This window comes from Ensifer sp. 22460 (genome assembly GCF_052044935.1).
Classification (GTDB): Bacteria; Pseudomonadota; Alphaproteobacteria; order Rhizobiales; family Rhizobiaceae; genus Ensifer.
Map to the genome: position 1 here is coordinate 40,638 of NZ_JBQENZ010000010.1, position 19,620 is coordinate 60,257.

At 62.8% G+C, this 19,620-nt stretch carries 18 protein-coding genes, 1 other RNA gene and 1 pseudogene; 11 read left to right on the forward strand and 9 right to left on the reverse strand.

Features of this window, described 5'->3' with window-relative positions; all coding sequences use genetic code 11:
* Window positions 1-20 precede the first annotated feature (20 nt).
* Both cml and ACTJKM_RS14500 read right to left on the reverse strand, forming a co-directional pair.
* A pseudogene (gene cml / locus ACTJKM_RS14495) lies at window positions 21-1,204 on the reverse strand (CmlA/FloR family chloramphenicol efflux MFS transporter).
* Window positions 1,205-1,452: 248 nt separating this feature from the next.
* Entirely contained in the window at window positions 1,453-1,734 is a 282-nt protein-coding gene (locus tag ACTJKM_RS14500) for a BON domain-containing protein (protein WP_057247799.1), read from the reverse strand.
* A gap of 131 nt (window positions 1,735-1,865) precedes the next feature.
* On the opposite strand from ACTJKM_RS14500, the gene ACTJKM_RS14505 reads away from it, so the two are divergent.
* Complete coding sequence (locus ACTJKM_RS14505; protein ID WP_057247800.1) at window positions 1,866-2,810, forward strand: AEC family transporter; 945 nt, start codon at window positions 1,866-1,868, stop codon at window positions 2,808-2,810.
* Between the two features lie 149 nt (window positions 2,811-2,959).
* Here the strand turns inward: ACTJKM_RS14505 and ACTJKM_RS14510 are convergent, their stop codons facing one another.
* Window positions 2,960-3,661, reverse strand: coding sequence for a c-type cytochrome (locus ACTJKM_RS14510; protein WP_057247801.1), 702 nt, complete (start codon window positions 3,659-3,661; stop codon window positions 2,960-2,962).
* A gap of 156 nt (window positions 3,662-3,817) precedes the next feature.
* Between ACTJKM_RS14510 and ACTJKM_RS14515 the strand changes: the two genes are divergently transcribed.
* The 3 genes from ACTJKM_RS14515 to ACTJKM_RS14525 all read left to right on the forward strand — a co-directional run bounded on the left by ACTJKM_RS14515 (window position 3,818) and on the right by ACTJKM_RS14525 (window position 6,072).
* Window positions 3,818-4,576 carry a 3-deoxy-manno-octulosonate cytidylyltransferase gene (locus tag ACTJKM_RS14515; protein WP_057247802.1) on the forward strand — a complete coding sequence of 253 codons (759 nt, stop codon included), beginning with the start codon at window positions 3,818-3,820 and terminating at the stop codon, window positions 4,574-4,576.
* Window positions 4,577-4,595: 19 nt separating this feature from the next.
* The gene (locus ACTJKM_RS14520; protein ID WP_057247803.1) at window positions 4,596-5,450 is read left to right on the forward strand and encodes a prephenate dehydratase; all 855 of its coding nucleotides are present in this window, start codon (window positions 4,596-4,598) and stop codon (window positions 5,448-5,450) included.
* 484 nt (window positions 5,451-5,934) lie between these two features.
* The gene (locus tag ACTJKM_RS14525) at window positions 5,935-6,072 is read left to right on the forward strand and encodes a DUF1127 domain-containing protein (protein WP_064817013.1); all 138 of its coding nucleotides are present in this window, start codon (window positions 5,935-5,937) and stop codon (window positions 6,070-6,072) included.
* A 162-nt stretch (window positions 6,073-6,234) separates the two neighbouring features.
* On the opposite strand, the gene ACTJKM_RS14530 is transcribed toward ACTJKM_RS14525, so the two are convergent.
* The 4 genes from ACTJKM_RS14530 to ACTJKM_RS14545 form a co-directional block, all read right to left on the reverse strand.
* Window positions 6,235-6,603, reverse strand: coding sequence for a VOC family protein (locus tag ACTJKM_RS14530; protein ID WP_058324513.1), 369 nt, complete (start codon window positions 6,601-6,603; stop codon window positions 6,235-6,237).
* Between the two features lie 74 nt (window positions 6,604-6,677).
* Complete coding sequence (locus ACTJKM_RS14535) at window positions 6,678-7,385, reverse strand: helix-turn-helix transcriptional regulator (protein WP_058326182.1); 708 nt, start codon at window positions 7,383-7,385, stop codon at window positions 6,678-6,680.
* A 28-nt stretch (window positions 7,386-7,413) separates the two neighbouring features.
* Window positions 7,414-8,394 carry an NAD(+) diphosphatase gene (nudC, locus tag ACTJKM_RS14540; protein WP_440637151.1) on the reverse strand — a complete coding sequence of 327 codons (981 nt, stop codon included), beginning with the start codon at window positions 8,392-8,394 and terminating at the stop codon, window positions 7,414-7,416.
* Between the two features lie 2 nt (window positions 8,395-8,396).
* On the reverse strand, window positions 8,397-8,846 hold the full coding sequence (locus tag ACTJKM_RS14545; RefSeq protein ID WP_058324514.1) for an HIT family protein: 450 nt from the start codon (window positions 8,844-8,846) through the stop codon (window positions 8,397-8,399).
* Between the two features lie 64 nt (window positions 8,847-8,910).
* On the opposite strand from ACTJKM_RS14545, the gene ffs reads away from it, so the two are divergent.
* The 3 genes from ffs (at window position 8,911) to ACTJKM_RS14560 (ending at window position 11,285) form a co-directional block, all read left to right on the forward strand.
* Window positions 8,911-9,008, forward strand: an RNA gene (ffs, locus tag ACTJKM_RS14550) — signal recognition particle sRNA small type.
* Between the two features lie 45 nt (window positions 9,009-9,053).
* Window positions 9,054-10,922, forward strand: coding sequence for a DNA polymerase III subunit gamma/tau (locus ACTJKM_RS14555; protein WP_057247809.1), 1,869 nt, complete (start codon window positions 9,054-9,056; stop codon window positions 10,920-10,922).
* 39 nt (window positions 10,923-10,961) lie between these two features.
* Window positions 10,962-11,285 carry a YbaB/EbfC family nucleoid-associated protein gene (locus ACTJKM_RS14560; protein WP_057247810.1) on the forward strand — a complete coding sequence of 108 codons (324 nt, stop codon included), beginning with the start codon at window positions 10,962-10,964 and terminating at the stop codon, window positions 11,283-11,285.
* Window positions 11,286-11,349: 64 nt separating this feature from the next.
* Here the strand turns inward: ACTJKM_RS14560 and ACTJKM_RS14565 are convergent, their stop codons facing one another.
* Window positions 11,350-13,176 carry a patatin-like phospholipase family protein gene (locus ACTJKM_RS14565; RefSeq protein ID WP_058326183.1) on the reverse strand — a complete coding sequence of 609 codons (1,827 nt, stop codon included), beginning with the start codon at window positions 13,174-13,176 and terminating at the stop codon, window positions 11,350-11,352.
* Between the two features lie 140 nt (window positions 13,177-13,316).
* Between ACTJKM_RS14565 and recR the strand changes: the two genes are divergently transcribed.
* Complete coding sequence (gene recR, locus ACTJKM_RS14570) at window positions 13,317-13,922, forward strand: recombination mediator RecR (RefSeq protein WP_057247812.1); 606 nt, start codon at window positions 13,317-13,319, stop codon at window positions 13,920-13,922.
* Between the two features lie 42 nt (window positions 13,923-13,964).
* Window positions 13,965-15,203, forward strand: a complete 1,239-nt coding sequence (locus ACTJKM_RS14575) for a lytic murein transglycosylase (protein ID WP_058326184.1) — start codon at window positions 13,965-13,967, stop codon at window positions 15,201-15,203.
* A 224-nt stretch (window positions 15,204-15,427) separates the two neighbouring features.
* On the opposite strand, the gene ACTJKM_RS14580 is transcribed toward ACTJKM_RS14575, so the two are convergent.
* Complete coding sequence (locus tag ACTJKM_RS14580; protein WP_058326185.1) at window positions 15,428-17,062, reverse strand: MFS transporter; 1,635 nt, start codon at window positions 17,060-17,062, stop codon at window positions 15,428-15,430.
* 272 nt (window positions 17,063-17,334) lie between these two features.
* Here ACTJKM_RS14580 and rimP point away from each other — a divergent pair, with 272 nt between their 5' ends.
* Window positions 17,335-17,955, forward strand: a complete 621-nt coding sequence (rimP, locus tag ACTJKM_RS14585) for a ribosome maturation factor RimP (protein WP_057247815.1) — start codon at window positions 17,335-17,337, stop codon at window positions 17,953-17,955.
* Between the two features lie 45 nt (window positions 17,956-18,000).
* Window positions 18,001-19,620: a transcription termination factor NusA gene (gene nusA, locus ACTJKM_RS14590; protein WP_057247816.1), complete on the forward strand. Its 1,620-nt coding sequence runs from the start codon at window positions 18,001-18,003 to the stop codon at window positions 19,618-19,620.

Here is a 19,620-nt window from a genome sequence, read left to right on the forward strand (position 1 = left end):
CTCCGGGAGGTACATGGCAGCTATTGCCTTCCACGTCGGCTCAGGAGCGCCAGCGCCAGGAGCGTGACCGTCGCCATCACCAGGCAGTAGCCGACGAGCGGCCAGGCCGTATCGCCCTTCAGAAACAGCACGGCGCCGGTGCCGACGACGGCGACGATCAGGCTCTGGATGCAGAAGTAGAGCGCCACCGCCGTTCCGGCGATCGCGTCAAAGGCCTTCAGCGCGCCGTTCGCAGTCACCGAGGCGCTCATGACAATGCCGACGGCGATCACCCACATCGGCAGCACGAAGCTTGCGAAGGAGGGTGTCGTGAAGACTTCGCCGGCGGCAAGCAACAGCCCGCCAAGGATCAGCGCTGCCATGCCGCGCATGAGGCAGCCGGACATCCCGTAGCGGCCGACGAAACCCTTGGCGAAGCGCGTGGTCAGGATCATCACCACTGCCGCCGTCGCGAAGGCGAGGCTGAAGCCGAACTGCGAATAGCCGGCGCGATCGATGAGCAGGCGCGGCGCGGTCGAGAAGAACACGAAGAACGCGTGAAGCCGAGCGTATAGGTCCAGAACGCGCCGTTCCTGAGAATGGGCTTAAAGCTGGGCTTCCCGTTGCCGGAAGGGATTGGCCGGGTTTCCGACCAGCGCAGCAGCGCCTGGCCGAGCGCGGTAAGACCGAGCACGCCGAGCGTCAGGAAGATCGCCTGCCAGCCGAAAGCGCCTGAGATCAGCGCGCCGGCAATCGGTCCGAGCGCCGGAACGAAGGACAGCATGGCGCTGAAGAGGCCGTATATGGTGACGCCTTCCGGACGTGCGCCATAGAGGTCCCGCACCGTCGCGAAGGTCGCGACCAGCGCCGCCGAGGCGCCCGCCGCCTGCGCAAGCCGGAGTGCCACGAAAGCCGGCGCTGAGGTGGTGACCGCCAGCAGCAATGACGTCAGTGCAAACAAAGTCGCGCCTCCGAGAAGCACCGGACGGCGGCCGAACCGGTCGGAGAGCGGGCCGAAGAGCACCTGTCCCAAGCCCAGCATGAGCATGTAGAGGCTCAGCGTCAGCTGGACGATTGCCGGCGACGTGCCGAGAATGCCGGGCATTTCCGGCACGACAGGCAGATAGATGTCCATGGCGAGCGACGCCAGGATATCGAAAGGCGCCATCAGCAGCAGAGCCGCCGGCAGCGTATAGGGCCAGGTGGGCAAGTTATGATCGGGCATGATGAAACATCCGCGCAAATGGGTAACATTCGGCGGCGATCTGCCACTTCATCAAATCTTGGGAGTGTGAGCCGACAGACGCCGCAACAACTTTTTCAAACCGTTGTTGCGGCTTACCTGGTTGCTGACTCGTCGGTCCTCATCTGCGGCTCCTGCAGGCTGACGGCAATGCCAAGCCCATATCGACATCAATAGTGGCGCATGTCCTATCATTCGGCTTTTGACGCGGCAACCCGTCGGATCACCGCTCAGGCATGCGGGTCGGCGTCGCCCGGCTTCGCGTTCAGCCGGTTCTCGACGCTGGCAACACCGATCACCGATGCCGCCGCATCCCCGGCGCAGGCGACGTCCGTTTCGCTCGCGACCTCACCGGAAAGAACGACGAGCCCGCCAAGCGCCATCACCGAGATGCGGCTCGTGTCGACCAGGGCGGCATACTGGATGAAGCGCAGCACCTTGTCGGCGAGCGCGTCATCCGTCAGATGCGGATCGTCGTCTCCATGGGCATAAATGGGCTTATCTGGCGGCATGGCATGTTCCTCATGCTCTTCCCGAACGCCTGCGGTCTGCGAAGGTTCCCTTGAAAGTGCTCTGCCGCGCCGCGCTTGCGATCCTGGCGTGAACGCGGTTATTGCTGGCAGTCCCATCCCAAGGCCTGCGCATGTCCGACATCTTCCAGAACGTTCTGCCCATCTTCGTCCTGATCCTTGCCGGCTGGCTGTTGGTTCGGTCAGGCTATCTGAAACCGGCTGTCGGCGAAGCGCTCGGCGACTTCGTCTTTCGTGTTGCCGTTCCCGTTCTATTATTTCGCACGATTGCCGAAGCGGATTTCAAGGACGGTTCGCCCTGGCCGCTCTGGGTCGCCTACTTTTCCGGCGTTGCCGTCACCTGGGCGGCCGGGCATCTGGCTGCAACGCTCATCTTCCGGCGTGACCCACGCATGGGCGTTCTTGCCGGCGTCTCCTCGGCCTTCGCCAACACCGTGTTCATCGGCTTGCCGTTGGTTTCACGCATCGTCGGCGAGGAGGGAATAGTGGCGATTTCGATCCTGCTGTCCGTCCATCTGCCGGTCATGATGATCGCCGGCACGCTGCTGATGGAGCGTGCCGAGCGCCGTGCAAGCGGCAAACCAGGGCAAAGCCCGTTGCATCTTCTCGCCGGCGTCGGCCGCAACCTGGTGCGCAATCCGCTGGTCATCGGGCTTGCTTGCGGCGCAGCGTTTCATCTCGTCGGCCAGCCGCTTGGCGGACCTGTGAAGACTGTCGTCGATCAGCTTGCCTCGATGGCGGCGCCGGCAGCGCTGATCTCGATCGGCATGGCGCTAGACAAATACGGCCTTGCCGGCAATCTCGGTCTTGCTTCCTTTACGAGTGTGCTGAAGCTCCTCGTCATGCCCGGGGTCGTGTTCACCAGTTGCCACCTGCTTGGCCTCAACGACAACTGGACGACGGCGCTGGTGCTGACATCGGCCGTTCCAACCGGCGTCAACGCCTGGCTGATCGCCAACCATTTCAACGTCGGCCACGCACTCGCCTCCTCGACCATCACATTGACGACCGCGCTCGGCGTCGTCAGCGTTTCGGTCTGGGCCTATCTGCTGGTGTGACTGCTTCGGAACTTCGGGAAGTGTTTCCTCGGGAGGAGCGAAATCCCGTCTATCGATTCGCGTGGATGTGTCGCGTCACCGTGCCCCGCAAATGCAAAAGGCCCGGCGCGAGCCGGGCCTTTCTAATGGGTTGTTTCCAACCGCTAAGCTTATTGCGCCGGTGCCGGCTGGCCTTCGGCAGGCTTGGATTCCGTCGCCGGAGCGGCCTGGCCCTCAGCCGGCTTGGTTTCGGTTGCCGGAGCCTCTGCCGGCTTTGCGCCTTCGGCGCCAGCAGCCGGTGCCGCTTCGGCAGCGCCGCCAGCCGCATCCGGCAGCGGAGCCGGAGAATCGGCCTGCTCGCGCAGCCACGCGATCAGGTTGGCGCGCTCGTCCGGCTTCTTGACGCCGGCAAAGCCCATGGCGGTGCCCGGAACGTGCTTCTTCGGCGCTTCGATGAAGAAGCTCAGGTGGTCGTAATCCCAGACGACCTTGCTGCCCTCGGAGAAGGTCTTCATGCCGGCCGAATAGCTGAAGCCTTCATGCGAGGCGATCGGACGGTTGACGAGGCCCCAGAGGTTCGGACCGACTTTGTTTGCGCCGCCCTTGTCGGCGGTGTGACAGCTTGCGCACTTCTTGAACACGGCTTCACCGGCAGAAGCATCGGCCTTGAGAAGCAGCGGCTTGATATCGACTTCGACTTCTGCGGCGCCGCCGGCGCCGGCTTCAGACGTGCCCTCTTCGGCAACGATCGCGAAGCCTTCCTTCTCGGGAGCCTCGGAGTGGAAAATGCCTTCCGATGCAATGGACACGGACATCAGAACGAAGACCGTCCCCAGAAAGGCACCCACGCCCATGTTCACATATGAATTCATCTGCAAACGCTCCCTTTGCCACCGGCGCAAACAAAAACCCGGCCTATCTTGAAATCGCGCGGAACCTATGTCTTTTGGCTCTGCGTTGCAACAGTGATTATCGGCCCCTAACTGAGACTTATTGACACTTTCAGCGGGGTTTTTGAAGGCCAGATCATGAATCGCGAAAATTCAGGTAAAGCCATCGTGCTCATTCCGGCGCGCATGGCCTCGACTCGCCTGCCCGGAAAGCCGCTCGCCGACATTTGCGGCCTGCCAATGATCGTCCAGGTGGCGAAACGCGCCGAGGAAGCGGACGTCGGCCGCGTGGTCGTCGCCGTCGACGACCAGCAGGTCTTCGACGTGGTGCGGGAGGCCGGCTTCGAAGCGATCATGACCCGCATCGATCACCAGTCCGGATCCGACCGGATCTATGAAGCGCTGCAGAAGGCCGACCCGACCGGCGAAGCGGAGATCGTCATCAACGTGCAGGGCGATCTGCCGACGGTCGAGCCGGCATCGATCCGTGCCGCACTGAACCCGCTTGAAAACGCCAGCACGGATATCGCGACGCTGACGGTGGCGATCGCCGAAGAGAGCGAAAAGACCAATCCGAACATCGTCAAGGTCGTTGGTTCGCCGCTTTCGGACACGCGCCTGCGCGCACTTTACTTTACCCGCGCGACCGCGCCCTACGGCCAGGGGCCGCTCTACCATCACATCGGTCTCTACGCCTATCGCCGCCAGGCGCTGGAGCGCTTCGTATCGCTAAAGCCCTCCGTGCTCGAACGCCGCGAATCGCTTGAGCAACTGCGCGCGCTCGAGGCCGGCATGCGCATCGACGTCGAGATCGTCGATTCGGTTCCGCTCGGCGTCGATACGCCGGTGGAGCTGGAAAAAGCCCGCCGTATCCTTTCCGCCCGCCATCCCGAATAAGCCTGAGAAGGAAGCTACCGTGACCGTCAAGACCAACAGGATTTCCTTTCAGGGCGACTACGGCGCCAACTCCGACATGGCCTGCCGCGACATGTTTCCGTCGATGGAGCCGCTGCCCTGCCAGACATTCGAGGATGCCTTCGTCGCCGTCGAGAACGGTGACGCCGATCTCGCGATGATCCCGATCGAGAACACGATCGCCGGCCGCGTCGCCGATATCCATCATCTGCTGCCGGAATCGCGGCTGCACATCGTCGGCGAATACTTCATGCCGATCCGTTTCCAGCTGATGGTGCTGCCCGGCGTCACGCGTGACGAAATCCGCACCGTGCACAGCCACATCCACGCGCTCGGCCAGTGCCGCAAGATCGTGCGTTCCAATGGCTGGAAGCCGGTCGTCGCCGGCGATACCGCCGGCGCGGCGAAGCTTGTTTCCGAAAAGGGCGACCGCTCGATGGCGGCGCTTGCACCGCGGCTTGCCGCCGATCTCTATGGTCTGGAGATCATCGCCGAGAACGTCGAGGACACCGAAAGCAACGTCACCCGCTTCGTCGTGCTTTCCCGTGAAGAACAGCGCATAGGGCGTTCCGCGGACGACGAGTTGATCATCACCACCTTCGTCTTCAATGTCCGCAACATTCCTGCGGCCCTCTACAAGGCGATGGGCGGTTTCGCGACCAACGGCATCAACATGACCAAGCTCGAGAGCTATCAGCTCGGCGGCAAGTTCGTGGCGACGCAGTTCTACGCCGATATCGAAGGCCATCCCGACGATATCGGCGTGCGCCACGCCATGGACGAGCTGCGTTTCTTCTCCGAGAAGGTCCGCATCCTTGGCACCTACAAGGCGCACCCGATGCGCGGCGTGCTCTGACGCTTGGCTCAGACCTGCTCGAAAGTTCCTCGAAAGGGAAAGTCGGGCGAGACGAGCCGCCACACCTCACCGGACGCAAGGTGCCGATACCACTTTTCGTCCGGTAAGCTCCCCGCGCGAGATGTCCTCACCGGGACCTCCAGGGCGATCCCCGCGCCCACCTGATCTGCATCCAGCGCTCGAAGCGATCGAATTCCGGCGGCATCTGAAAGGCTGCGATCTTCTCCCATTCGCATGTCGTCATCTTCGCTTATCAAGCCTGGCTAATAGAATTGGCTGTGGCAACACCCGTTCGTTCCGGCCGTGATCCAAGGCGGTTTTGCAACGGGAATCATCAGCTTAACGATCGTGTCGCGGCGTAAGAAAGTGGCAAAAATTCGTTAACCGGCTACGCGTCTGGCGCATGCCTAATCTGCAATCGCGGCGGTACACAAATTTTAGGCAAATGCCTATCTAACGCTCGTTCACGTAAGGAGTGTTAAAGATGAAGATCCGTCAGAAGATCATGGAATATGCGAAGACCCGCCGTGCGATCCGCGAGCTGAACGCTCTCGACGATCACGCACTGAGCGATATCGGTCTGTCCCGTTCGCAGATCCAGGCCGCCGTTTACGGCCGCTAATCCGCATCATTCGCGTATCCCGCTGCGTCTGCATGTGTCCTTTGATCGTTCCGATCAAAGGACAAAAATATGCGGCAATGTAAGTGCTGCAGCGACCTTTGCACGTCTGCTAAGACGTGCGGCGCTGTAGGGCTGGCGGGATACGCGCCGCTGTCCTCTCGATCACGAATCGAAGAGGCAGACACGCAGCCGGTGACCATCCGGATCGAGCGCGACGAAGGTCGGACCGAAATCCATCTCGGTCAATTCCTGCGCAATCTGCAGCCCTTCCGCCTTCCATTTCTCGTAGTGCGCGCGCACTGCGCCCTCATCCTCCACCATGAAAGCCAGTTCCGAGCGATGGCCTGATGCCGTCGGCTCCGGCGCGACCGTATGTTCGGCCCAGAGCCCGAGGGTGAAGCCGCCGGGCAGTTCGAAGGACGAAAAGGTCTGGTAGGTGACGCTTGGTTCCTGCGCGAGGACATCGCGGTAGAACGCCACGCTCGCCAGCGGGTCCTTGACATAAAGAACGATGAGATTTGCCTTGGCCATGTTGTTTCCTCCTTGTTGCGGGGAATTGCAGGCTAGGCGTGGTGGCTGCCAACTTCTGTCAGCATCGAGAGTCGTCAGGAGCCGACCGTCTGGCGCTTGGATGCGGCGATGTCCTGGCTGGCGCGCCAGTCCTTCATCAATATCTGGCGGCGACGAGGGTAACGCGCTTCGGTGACAGTCATCCGGCGCATGCGGTCAGCGCGGAAGTGCCGGAAATCCAGGCGCAGTTCACACCACGCCATGACCATGCGCACGTTCTCGAAGAAGCCGAGCGCAAAGGGCCAGATCGTGCGCTGCGTTGCACTGCCATCGTTGTCCACGTAGTCGAGTTCCACCTTGCGCTCGTTGCGGATCGCCCGCCTGAGCGCGGCAATGTCGATGCCGTTGGTGGCCGGCGGGCTCGGCCCGACGAGCAGGGTCGAGCTGTCCAGCTCCTCGCGAAGCTCTGCCGGAAGCACCGCGGCGATCTTGGCAAGGGCGTTCGCTGCAGCACCTGCGAGATCGTCGTCGGTACGCTTTGAAACCCAGCGCGATCCGAGCACCAGTGCCTCGATTTCCTCCGCCGAGAACATCATCGGCGGCAGCATGAAGCCGGGCTTCAGCACATAGCCGAGCCCCGGTTCGCCCTCGATATGGGCGCCCTGCGCCTGCAGGCTCGCGATATCGCGATAGAGCGTTCGGAGGCTGACGCCGGTCTCTTCCGCCAGCCGCTGGCCGCTCACCGGCTGGCGGTAGCGCCGGAGCACCTGCAGAAGATCCAGCAGCCGTTCGGAGCGGGACACGGTCGGCCCTCCTCGTAACCCGTCGCCCTCAGGCCCGCTCGTCCCAGGCGAGCCAGTCGCGCATCAGCTGGTGCGCGATCGCGCCCTTCGGCGGCGGAATATGCTCGTCGCCGGTATTGGCAACGCCGGTCGAGCGTTCGAGCATCGCGATCGTTTCCTCGCGCGTGAACCAGCGCACGTCTTCCAGCTCCTGCTCGTCGCGCTTGATGACGGTCGATTTCGCCTCGGCATAACAACCGATCATCAGCGTGTGCGGCATCGGCCAGGGCTGCGAGGCATGGTAGCGCACCCGGCCGATGTGGATGCCGGACTCCTCGTGCGTTTCCCGGCGCACGGCATTTTCGATCGTCTCGCCCGGCTCGACGAAACCGGCAAGGCAGGAATACATGCCCGGCGCGAAATGTGGGCTGCGGCCAAGCAGGCAGAGGTCGCGCTCAAGGTCGATCGTCATCATGATGACGACCGGATCTGTTCGCGGAAAGACCATGTGGCCGCAGGCGGTGCAGACCCGGCGATAGCCGCCGGCCGTGCCGTCCATCGGCCCGGCGCAGCGGCCGCAGAAGCGGTTGTTGGCGTTCCAGGTAATGAGGCTCGAGGCCTGGGCGAATTGGCCGAGCAGTTCCTCCGGCAGCATCTGCTGCCGGTAGAGCGTGCGGCCATCGGCGATCTTGAAGGGCTCAGTGATCGTCTCTTCGGTCAAGCCCGTCGGCACGGCAAGCCGTGGCTCGCCGTTCGGCAGGTAGCCGAGCAGGATGGTCTCGTCGAGCACCGGTTCGAGCCCTTCGAGTTCGTAAGGGGCAAACAGCGGGTCGATGATCTTCTCGTCGTGCTTGACGATCAGCTTCGGTCCCGAGAAGGCCAGGAAATGGGCGCCCGGGTGCTTGAGCGCCAGCTCGACGCAATCGTCGCTGCGGTGCTCCGACTGGCGGTCCAGATGGTTTTCGGAAAAGGCGACGAGAGTGCTTGGCTCCGGATGCGGGCTACGAAGGTCAAAGATCGATTTCGTCATGTTCAGAGGTTTTCCAGAATGCGCGCTGCGAAGTCTCGATGCTCTTTTTCGTCCCACGGCTCCGGCTTGCCAAAGCCCCAGACCGGCCCCGGCCAGTTCGGGTCGCCGTCGTTGCGGGCGATGATATGCACATGTAGTTGCCGAACGATATTGCCCAATGCGCCGACATTGATCTTTTGAGCGCCGGTGACCGTCTTCAGGGCGGTTGCCGCCATGGTCGTCTCGAAGGTCAGCATCGTCTGGTCGAGTGGGGTCAGGTCGAAGATTTCCGAAATGCCTTCACGCTGCGGAATGAGCACGAGCCAGGGCCAGCGGCGGTCGTTCATCAGCCGCATCTGACAGAGGCCGATCGAGGCGATCGGGATGCCGTCGCGTTCGAGCCGCTCGTCGAGAGTGAAGGTCGCCAAGTCATTCTCCTCAGGCAAAGACAACGGATTCGCCTTGTTTTGCATATCGATATCAGTTTTTTGATGGCTTGGCTTGCATTTGCTTTCGATATTGCCGATATGGAAGCCGGGAGGTTGGTGGTGGACGAGCCACTCGCCAACCGGGTCAGGTCCGGAAGGAAGCAGCCCTAACGAGCCCCGGCACGGGTCATCGTGCCAGCCTCCCACCTTTTCCGTCCTGTCGGGACAAGAGTTCGAACAGCGGCAGGGTCGATGAGCGACGACACGTCCATTTCATCCGTTGAGAAACCGGCCGCCTACCGTGTTCTGGCGCGCAAGTATCGCCCCAAGGATTTCTCCGACCTGATGGTCGGCCAGGAACCGATGGTGCGCACGCTCACCAACGCTTTTGAAACGGGTCGCATCGCGCAGGCCTATATGCTGACCGGTGTGCGCGGGGTCGGCAAGACCACCACCGCCCGCATCCTCGCCCGTGCGCTGAACTACAAGACCGCTGAGACCGACAGGCCGACGATCGACCTTCGTGTGCCGGGCGAACACTGCCAGGCGATCATGGATGGCCGCCATGTCGACGTCATCGAAATGGACGCCGCCTCGCATACCGGCATCGATGACATCAGAGAGATCATCGAACAGGTTCGCTACCGCCCGGTATCGGCGCGCTATAAAGTCTACATCATCGACGAAGTGCACATGCTCTCGACCCAGGCCTTCAACGGCCTGTTGAAAACGCTCGAAGAGCCGCCGGAACATGTGAAGTTCATCTTCGCCACCACCGAAATCCGCAAGGTTCCGATCACGGTGCTGTCGCGCTGCCAGCGCTTCGATCTGCGCCGCATCAGCGCGTCTGATCTCGTCGGCCTGTTTTCGACGATCCTCGGCAAGGAAGGCGTTTCCTTCGATCCGGAAGCGCTCGCCATGGTCGCCCGCGCCGCCGAAGGATCGGCGCGTGACGGCCTGTCGCTGCTCGACCAGGCGATTGCGCACGGCGGCGGTGCGGTTGAGGTCGAGACCGTGCGCTCGATGCTCGGCCTTGCCGACCGCGCCCGCATCGTCGATCTCTTCGACCATGTCGTCAAAGGCGATGTTGCGGCCGCACTCCAGGAATTTACCGCGCAATACGAGGCCGGAGCCAATCCGACGGTCGTTCTGACCGACCTTGCCGATTTCACCCATCTCGTCACCCGCATGAAATACGTGCCGGAGGCGGTCAACGATCAGTCGCTGAGCGAGATCGAGCGCACCCGCGGTGCCGTCTTCGCCGAAAGCGTTGCGGTCACGGCACTCTCGCGTATCTGGCAGATGCTGCTCAAGGGCATTCCGGAAGCGGAAAGCTCGTCGCGCCCGGCGGGAGCTGCCGAAATGGTGCTGATCCGGCTGGCGCATGCCGCACACCTGCCGGCGCCGGAAGAGGCTGCGCGACGCGTGCTTGAGCTTTCCGGCGGTGAAGGCGGCGGCGCCCGTTCCGGGCCGGTTGGCGGCAATGGCGGCGGGGCACAGGCCTCCGCCTCAGGATCGATTTCGGCGCAGGCAACGCAGGCGATGCCGGTGCAGCGCCCGACGAGCAACGGCGCGACGATGCTGCGCGCCGTGCCGGATGCAGCACCCCAGCCGGTCACCGTCGGCCGTATCGAGGAGCGACCCGCGGTGGCCCCAGCTGCCAAGCCGCAGCCGTCGGTTCCGGTCAATTCGATCGCAGATATCGCCGAACTTTGCGCCAAGAACCGCGACATCAAGCTGAAGACGCTGGTGCGCGGCTTCCTGCGTCTGGTGCATATCGAGGCCGGTCGTCTCGACGTCAATGTTTCCGACGATGCGCCGAAGACGCTGCTTGGTGAAGTCGCGGTCAAGCTCAAGGAATGGACCGGCATCCATTGGATCGTCAGCTACAGCCGCGAGCGCGGCGAGCCGACGCTGATCGAGGCCGAACAGCGGGCGCAGGAACAGCGCGTCAACGATGCGCGCCAGGACCCGGATGTCGCGGCCATTCTCGCCCGCTTCCCGGGTGCCAAGATCACCGACGTGCGCATTCGCGCCGTCGAGGAAGAGGCCGAGAGTGTTGCTCCGGCTACAGCCGAATCCGCCGACGGCGATATCGTCCCTGGCGACGACATCGAATAGTCCCGTCTGCGAGCAGAAACAGAAAAACAGGAGACGACGATGCGCGACATCATGGGGATGATGGGCAAGGTCAAGGAAATGCAGGCCAAGATGGAGAAGATGCAGGCGGAGATCGCCGCACTCGAAGTCGACGGCACGTCCGGCGGTGGTCTGGTGACCGTCCGCCTCGACGGCAAGGGCACCCTCAAGAGCCTGAAGATCGATCCTTCGCTCTTCAAGGAAGACGACGTCGAGATCCTCGAAGACCTGATCGTCGCCGCCCACAAGGACGCCAAGGACAAGGCCGAAGCCGTCCAGGCGGAAAAGACCGCCGAACTGACCGCCGGCCTGCCGATCCCGCCCGGCATGAAGCTGCCGTTCTGACCGGTTTGAACGAGTTGGAGCGCGGTGCGTTCGGAAAACCGCACGCATTATTCCGCATCCCGCTCTATTGATTGGGCGCCGGTGGCGTGTCCGGCCGCGGAGGGTTCGCCCCGCGTGGATTGGTATCCATGCTGGCGGTGATCCTGAGATCCACCTTCTGGCTGGAAGGTGGAGGAATCGGGCGCCGATCGAGTTCGGCGCCTATGGCTGCGAGCTTCTGGGTAAGCTCGTTCAGCGCTAGGCGATCAGCCTTTGTAACGCCGACGAGGCCGGTCGGATCGTATTCCGTCAGGATCGCCGGATAGTCGATCCTGCGCTCGGTCGCCGGTTCCATGTAACGATTGGACAGCTTGCGCAGCGACTCGGAAAGTGTCGGCAGCATCGTCATCGCCCGGCGCCATCGATGTTCGTTGAAGTCGAAATTCTTGAGCACGACGTCGCCGGCCTTGCCGCCGAGCATACTCAGGAAATTCACGGTTTCTCCATCCATGTCGAGATTGAGCCCGCCTTCCTTGGCATCGTCGAGCCTCACCTCGACAATGCGTTCGCTGTAGCCATGGAGCTGGCTCTGTAGCGTGTCCTGCCAGTTGCGGGCTGTGTCGAGGATAGCGCCGACGAAGGCGAAAAGTCCCTCGACCGGATAGACCGGCGTCGCCTTGCCTTCGGCCGTACGGCGCGGCAGGTGCACGCGGCTGCCACCTGATCCGTCCTCATCCTCTCCATGGCGCCTCGGATCGTAACTCGCCAGCGAAATACCGAAGGTCGGGCGACCGGGCAGCAGTCCGTCGAACAAATGGATCGGGAAATTGCTGGTGATGCCGCCATCGGAAAACAGGCAGCGGATATGGGTTGACGGATCGCGCCGGGCTGCCGCGCGCAGGGAATAATCGTAGCGATAGAGTGGAACGCCGCGGATCAATCCGGGGAAGCTGAGACTCATGCGGGCGATGATCGCCACCGGCAGCTTCCTTGCCGGCGGTAGCTGGTAGTAATCCCGCACGCCGTCCGGCCCTACGATGTCGCGTGGTTTGCTCTCCTTCAGGAGGTAGCTCATGATGGACGGCGGAAACAGCCTTTCGAATTCCGACTTGCGGTAATTGTGCACCCGGTCGCCAAAGGGTAGCTCGTAAGGCCGCCGCGAAGAGAGATCGGTGGTGACGCTCTTCAACGTGATCTCGTAGCGATCGAGATCGCCGATCGTCAAAGGCCGCGCTTCTCCGTCGGAGCGAACCGGGCCGGCAATGGCTTCGATCCGCTCGGCAATCCAGTTGGTGAATGCAGGTTTCTTCGCGCCCGGTTGGGTCAGGCCGCTGCATAGGCCGAAGTCGTGGGCCGGCAACACCACCGCGACCGCGCGATAGAGCTGATAGGTCAACATCGCCATCGCGCCGATCAGGACGACGAGCGCCCCCAGGATGCCAAGCGCCCAGTCGGTCGCGGCGATGCCGGCGACGATCAGCGCGAGGCCGGGGAGGGCGGCAAGAAGCAACGCCAAGTGAAAAACCCTGAGGGCCTCCAGGCCTGCCGCCGCCACCTTGCTTCCCTGCGTTCGCACCATCGCCATCCCGACGCGAAAGAGCGGCGCTGTTTCCGCCGATGGCTGGAAGAAGGTCGGGAGATTGGCGGCCAGCTCCTTCGGCATCGCATCGATCAGCGCGAAGCCAGCGTTCTTTTCGTCCGCCGTTGCGGCACTTTGGCGTCGGTATTCGGCAGCGGCTGTCATGACGGCGGCAATCGCACCGGCCGATGTGCCGCCGATGTGCATGAAGCGGTAGCGGGTCGCGAGTTCGGTAATGGCGCGCGGGAAGACGACACCCGAAGTGATGCCGCCTTTCATGATCAGATCGCATTCATCGCTGGGGGCTGCATAGCGGAAAGGCGTATTGGTCATCGGAGCCTCCATCTGCTGCGATCAACAATAGATTGCGCCCTCGTCGAATGCACGCCGATTTCTCCTGCGCCCTTTGCGATGGCCCATTGCAGTGTGCGAAGTCGATTCCGTTCGGGCTCGATATGGGCTAAAAGCGCCGCATGGCAAAACGAGTCACCGGCCCCGAAATCGAAAAACTCATCCAGCTCCTGGCAAAAGTCCCGGGGCTCGGGCCGCGTTCGGCACGGCGCGCCGCCCTCCATCTCGTCAAGAAGAAGGACCAGTTGCTGGGGCCGCTCGCCGACGCGATGGGCGAGGCCCACCGTAAGGTCCGCATTTGCTCCTGCTGCGGCAATGTCGATACGATCGATCCCTGCACCGTCTGCTCGGACGAGCGTCGCGACCAGTCGGTCATCATCGTCGTCGAGGACGTTTCCGACCTCTGGGCGCTGGAGCGCGCCGGCGCGATGAACGCCGCCTATCACGTGCTTGGCGGCACGCTCTCCCCGCTCGACGGTGTCGGTCCTGAAGACCTCAACATCAAAGGACTTGTCCAGCGCGTCGCCAATGGCGGCGTCCGCGAACTGATCATCGCCGTGAATGCGACGGTCGAGGGCCAGACCACGGCGCACTACATCACCGACCAGCTCGAGGGCATGGAAGTGAAGATCACCCGGCTTGCCCATGGCGTGCCTGTTGGCGGCGAACTCGACTATCTCGACGAAGGCACGCTGGCAGCCGCCCTTCGCGCCCGCACGTCGATCTGACGCTATTTTCGAACCCCGCGATCCAACCGACAGGGAAGCCTTATGCTGAGACTTCTTTCACTTTCGACCTTTTTGCTCTGTGGCTGGCTGGGGTTCGCGCATGCCGCGACGAAGGCGGATGTCGAGGCGGAGTTTCGCGCCTGGCTTCAGAACGATCTCTGGCCGGAAGCGCAGAAGGCGGGCATTTCTGCCGGTTCGTTCAAGGCCGCCTTCGCCGACGTGAAGCTCAACTGGGACCTGCCGGATCTGGCGCCTCCCGGCTTCCCGAAGCCGAAAGAGCAGAAGCAGAGCCAGGCCGAGTTTTCCTCGCCCGGCAACTACTTCTCGGAGAAGCGCCTGCAAGGTCTGGCGGCAACCGGCCGCAGCCTTGCTTCCACCCATGCCTCGACCCTGAAGAAGATCGAGCGCACCTATGGCGTGCCGGCCTCGGTGGTTGTGGCGATCTGGGGCCGTGAGTCCGGCTTCGGCCGCGCCAAGATCCCCTATCCGGTCGTCGACGTGCTGGCGACCAAGGCCTTCATGTCGACGCGGCCCGACCTTTTCAGACGCGAGCTGATCTCGGCGCTGCACATTCTCGACAGCGGCGACGTCGACGAGACGGCGATGCGCGGCTCCTGGGCCGGCGCCATGGGCCAGCCGCAGTTCATGCCGTCGAGCTTCCTGCAATATGCCGTCGACTTCGACGGCGACGGCCGCCGCGACATCTGGAATTCGGTGCCGGACAGCCTAGCCTCGATCGCCAACTATCTCGTCAAGAAGGGCTGGCAGCGCAACCGCGACTGGGGCTTCGAGGTGTCGATTCCCGACGCCGTCTCCTGCGCACAGGAAGGCCCGGACCTCGCACGGCCGATTTCGGACTGGGCCAACAAGGGCATCACGCGGATTTCCGGCAAGGCCTTCCCGTCGCATGAACTGTCGGCGTCGTCTATGATGCTGGTGCCGGCCGGCCGGCATGGGCCGGAATTCATCGTTACGCCGAATTTCTATGTGCTCAAGGAGTACAACAACTCCGACCTCTATGCGCTGTTCATCGGCAATCTCGCCGACCGCATCGCCACCGGCGGCGGTGCGTTCCGCGGGAGCTGGGGCGATGTCGGCAACATGCTGCGCTCGGACGTTCTCGCCATGCAGAAGGCGCTCGTCGCCAAGGGCTACGACGTCGGCAAGGTCGACGGCCTTCCCGGCTACAAGACGCGCCGCTCTCTCGGTGACTGGCAGGCAAAGAGCGGGCTTGCCGCCACCTGCTTCCCCAATGCCTCGCTGAAGGCGAAGCTGCGCTAAGGCAATTTCAACCAGAGGCGTCGACGCTCTCTCAAGCTGAACCGCTGAACCGAAAGAGGCCCTGCGTGACGGGCCTCTTTCGTTGCATTGGTCGATGTCAGCGTGGGGGGCGACAACGGCATTTAGAGCAATTCCAGGAAAAGTGGGAAACGATTTTCCGTCCGGAATTGCGTAGTTTCAAAGACTTAGATCACTTCAGTGTTTCGATGAAACAATGAAATGATCTAGTGCATGTCGACATCGACCTGGCGTTTGTAGCGCTCGTAGTGCGTCGGCACGATCGTCTGGCGTTCGATCATCCGGTGCACGCGCGGTGGTGCTGCACCGCTGTGCAGCGCCGTCAGCTTGTCGCCGACGGCGGCGTCGGCCTGGGTACGGCGCTGGTTGTGGCGCACATATTCGACCCAGGTCGGCACGTGGTAGGTCTCGGTCCAGGTCGTCGGGTTTTCGAGGTCGCGCATCAGCGCCCAGTGTCCCGCACCGTCGCGAATACGGATGCGCCGGCGTTCCGCCATGGTCGTGAGGAACTCGGGGATATCGTTGTCGGCGATCTCGTAGTCGATCATGATGACGATCGGGCCGCTGCGCGGCTTCAGGTCCAGTTCGAGCGGCGGTTCGTTGAAGCGGTTGAGCGGATCGAGATTGAGCGAAGTGAACTCCGGTAGCGGCAGCCGGAAGCCGACCACGACCCCAGCGAACATCAGCAGACAGGAGCCCATCAGCGCATTGGCGGCACCATATTGTTCGGCCGCCGTGCCCCAGAGCCAGCTGCCGCCAGCAATGCCGCCGAAGGTCATAGTCTGGTAGAGCGATAGCGCCCGGCCAACGACCCAGCGCGGCGTCGAGAGCTGCACGGTCGTGTTGAACAGCGAAAGCGCCAACACCCAGCAGGCGCCGGAGACGAGCAGCACGAGACAGCTGAGCCAGGCATAGGTGCTCCAGGCCGTGATCGCGGCGCTCGCAGCAAAGCCGGTGAAGGCGATACGCACGATCGCCTCGCTCGACAGCTTCTCCCTCAATCGCGCACTGAGCAGCGCCCCGCCGATCGCGCCGAGGCCGAAGGCGCCGAGCATCAGGCCGTAGGTGAGCGGCCCGCCTTGAACGAGGTCGCGGGCGACGAGCGGCAAGAGTGCGAGGATCGCGCTTGCCGAAAGACCGAAGAGAAAACCGCGCAGCAGAACCTTGCCGATGTTCGGCGACATCGCGACATAGCGCAGGCCCGCGGATATGGCGCGGCCGAGCGTCTCACGCGGCAAGGTGTTCGTCGGCACTTCCCGCCGCCAGCGCACCAGCGCAAAGAGGATCGCGAAATAGCTGAGCGTATTGGCGAAGAAGGCGGCGGCAGCCCCCGCCGCGGCGACGATCGCGCCGCCGATCGCCGGGCCGACGCTGCGGGTGATGTTGAAGCCCATGCTGTTGAGCGCGACTGCCGCCGGCAGGTCGTCGCGCGGGACCATGTCGCCGACCGAGGCCTGCCAGGATGGGTTGTTGAGCGCCGTGCCGCAGCCGATGAGGAAGGTGAAGAGCAGGAGCAGCCAGGGCGTGATCAGTCCGACATAGGCGCAGATGGTCAGAAGCGCCGAGACGGAGAGCATGAAACACTGCGCCACCAGCATGATCCGCCGCCGATCGAAATTATCGGCAAGCGCGCCCGAGATGAGCGAGAAGAGCATGATCGGCAGCGAGGTCGAGGCCTGCACCAGTGCCACCATGTTTGCCGACGGTGAGATCGAGGTCATCAGCCAGGCGGCGCCGACCGATTGGATGAGGCCGCCGAAGTTGGATGCGAGGCTCGCGATCCAGATCGTGCGGAAGATGTCGTGCTTAAAGGGTGCAAGCGGCGAATTACGGTGGGGCACCTCGTCTTCTCTCTTGTCCTTGATTGTCGTCTCGAAGCGGTTCTATCCCTGTTATAGGCCCGAGGACGCGAAGTGCCACCCGCTGAAATTGACCTTGTTGTCGAAGATCGTCGTCTGCGAGCGGATCGGCGCATTTGGAGCGCACGGCCCAATGCCTTGCAATTTGCGGCGATGAAGCGTATATGAGCCTCAAATTCTTGATCGGTAGATGAAGAGTGGGCCCGTCAGGACCCGCTCTTTTTTATTAGCCGGTCCGATGAGGAGATGATCGTTTGTCCGATACGACAACGGCTGAAAATGCAAATGAACCGCGCCTGATCACCGAAACCGGTCTCGACCAGCGCATCGCCGACATCATCGAGCCGGTCATCGTGCCGATGGGTTACCGCCTGGTGCGCGTGCGCATGTCCGGCCAGAACGGCCTGACGTTGCAGATCATGGCCGAGCGCAACGACGGCACCATGACCGTCGAAGACTGCGAAGAGATCTCCAAGGCCATTTCGCCGGTGCTCGATGTGGAAGATCCGATCGACAAGGCGTATCATCTCGAAGTGTCGTCGGCCGGCATCGACCGTCCCATGGTGCGCAAGTCCGACTTCTTCCGCTGGCAGGGGCACCTGCTGAAATGCGAGACGTCGGTTCTGGTCGATGGCCGCAAGCGGTTCCGCGGCAAGATCGTTTCCGTCGATGACGATGGTTTCCGGCTTGAGCGCGACCAGCCCGCGTACGGCGAGGAACCTGTCGTCGTCATCCCGTTCACCACGCTTGCCGAAGCGCGGCTGATCCTGACCGACGATCTGATCCGTGATGCGCTGACGGCCGACAAGAAGGCGAAGGCCGAGCGCGCCGCGAACGAGAATTTCGAAGACGAAGATTCACCTATTGAGGAATAAGTCGGGCGGAGCGTGAAGCCCCCTGCAACCCAACGGAGATAAGACATGGCAGTCAGTGCTAACCGGCTCGAGCTTCTGCAGATCGCGGATGCCGTCGCGCGTGAAAAGGTGATCGACCGCGAGATCGTTCTGGCCGCAATGGCCGATGCGATCCAGAAGGCCGCCCGCTCGCGCTATGGGTCGGAATCGAACATCCGCGCCGACATCAACTCGAAGACCGGTGAAATCCGCCTGCAGCGTCTTCTGGAAGTGGTCGAAAAGGCTGACGACTATTCCACGCAGATCCCGCTCGAGCTTGCTCGCGATCGCAATCCGGACGCCAAGCTCGGCGATTTCATCGCCGACCCGCTGCCGCCGATGGACTTCGGCCGCATCGCCGCCCAGTCTGCCAAGCAGGTCATCGTCCAGAAGGTTCGCGAAGCCGAGCGTGATCGCCAGTTCGACGAATTCAAGGATCGCGTCGGCGAGATCGTCAACGGCACGGTCAAGCGCGTCGAATACGGCAACGTCATCGTCGACCTCGGCCGTGGCGAAGGCATCATCCGCCGCGACGAGATGATCCCGCGCGAAAACATGCGCTACGGCGACCGCGTCCGCGCCTTCGTCTACGACGTTCGCCGCGAACAGCGCGGCCCGCAGATCTTCCTGTCGCGTACCCATCCGCAGTTCATGGTGAAGCTCTTCACCATGGAAGTGCCTGAGATCTACGACGGCATCATCCAGATCAAGTCGGTTGCCCGTGACCCGGGTTCGCGCGCCAAGATCGCCGTTGTCTCCAACGACTCGTCGATCGACCCGGTCGGCGCCTGCGTCGGTATGCGCGGTTCGCGCGTTCAGGCCGTCGTCGGCGAACTGCAGGGCGAAAAGATCGACATCATTCCGTGGTCGCAGGATCCGGCATCGTTCATCGTCAACGCGCTGCAGCCGGCGGAAGTGGCCAAGGTCGTTCTCGACGAAGATGCGGAGCGCATCGAAGTGGTCGTTCCGGACGAGCAGCTTTCGCTCGCCATCGGCCGTCGCGGCCAGAACGTTCGCCTCGCCTCGCAGCTGACCGGCTGGGACATCGACATCCTCACCGAACAGGAAGAGAGCGAGCGTCGCCAGAAGGAATTCACCGAGCGCACCAACCTGTTCATGGACGCGCTCGACGTCGACGAAATGGTCGGCCAGGTTCTGGCGTCCGAAGGCTTTGCCGCCGTCGAGGAGCTTGCCTATGTCGACCTCGACGAAATCTCGTCGATCGATGGCTTCGACGAGGAGACCGCTACCGAAATCCAGACCCGTGCGCGCGAATTCCTCGACAAGCTCGAAGCGGAAATGGATGCCAAGCGCAAGGAACTCGGCGTTGCCGACGAGCTGCGCTCGATCGACGGCCTGACGAGCCAGATGCTCGTTGCGCTCGGCGAAGAAGGCATCAAGACGATCGAAGACTTTGCCGGCTGCGCCGCTGACGACCTCGTCGGCTGGAGCGAACGCAAGGACGGCGAGACCAAGCGCTTCGAGGGCACCTTCTCGAAGTTCGACGTTTCGCGCGCCGAAGCCGAAGCCATGATCGTTCAGGCCCGCCTCGCGGCCGGCTGGATCACGGAAGAGGACCTGGCAAGCGATGAGGTCGAAGGCGAAGAGCCGATCGACGTTGCCGAAGGCGCCGAGCAGGACGCTTAA

Excerpts from the sequence above, each read along its gene's own strand:
- recR (WP_057247812.1), top strand. The coding sequence starts at position 13,317 with ATGGCAAAACGAGTCACCGGCCCCGAAATCGAAAAACTCATCCAGCTC.
- ACTJKM_RS14515 (WP_057247802.1), top strand. The coding sequence starts at position 3,818 with ATGAATCGCGAAAATTCAGGTAAAGCCATCGTGCTCATTCCGGCGCGC.
- ACTJKM_RS14565 (WP_058326183.1), bottom strand. The coding sequence starts at position 13,176 with ATGACCAATACGCCTTTCCGCTATGCAGCCCCCAGCGATGAATGCGAT.
- nusA (WP_057247816.1), top strand. The coding sequence starts at position 18,001 with ATGGCAGTCAGTGCTAACCGGCTCGAGCTTCTGCAGATCGCGGATGCC.
- ACTJKM_RS14505 (WP_057247800.1), top strand. The coding sequence starts at position 1,866 with ATGTCCGACATCTTCCAGAACGTTCTGCCCATCTTCGTCCTGATCCTT.
- ACTJKM_RS14500 (WP_057247799.1), bottom strand. The coding sequence starts at position 1,734 with ATGCCGCCAGATAAGCCCATTTATGCCCATGGAGACGACGATCCGCAT.
- ACTJKM_RS14545 (WP_058324514.1), bottom strand. The coding sequence starts at position 8,846 with ATGCAAAACAAGGCGAATCCGTTGTCTTTGCCTGAGGAGAATGACTTG.
- ACTJKM_RS14560 (WP_057247810.1), top strand. The coding sequence starts at position 10,962 with ATGCGCGACATCATGGGGATGATGGGCAAGGTCAAGGAAATGCAGGCC.
- ACTJKM_RS14510 (WP_057247801.1), bottom strand. The coding sequence starts at position 3,661 with ATGAATTCATATGTGAACATGGGCGTGGGTGCCTTTCTGGGGACGGTC.
- ACTJKM_RS14555 (WP_057247809.1), top strand. The coding sequence starts at position 9,054 with ATGAGCGACGACACGTCCATTTCATCCGTTGAGAAACCGGCCGCCTAC.
- ACTJKM_RS14575 (WP_058326184.1), top strand. The coding sequence starts at position 13,965 with ATGCTGAGACTTCTTTCACTTTCGACCTTTTTGCTCTGTGGCTGGCTG.
- ACTJKM_RS14525 (WP_064817013.1), top strand. The coding sequence starts at position 5,935 with ATGAAGATCCGTCAGAAGATCATGGAATATGCGAAGACCCGCCGTGCG.
- ACTJKM_RS14530 (WP_058324513.1), bottom strand. The coding sequence starts at position 6,603 with ATGGCCAAGGCAAATCTCATCGTTCTTTATGTCAAGGACCCGCTGGCG.
- nudC (WP_440637151.1), bottom strand. The coding sequence starts at position 8,394 with ATGACGAAATCGATCTTTGACCTTCGTAGCCCGCATCCGGAGCCAAGC.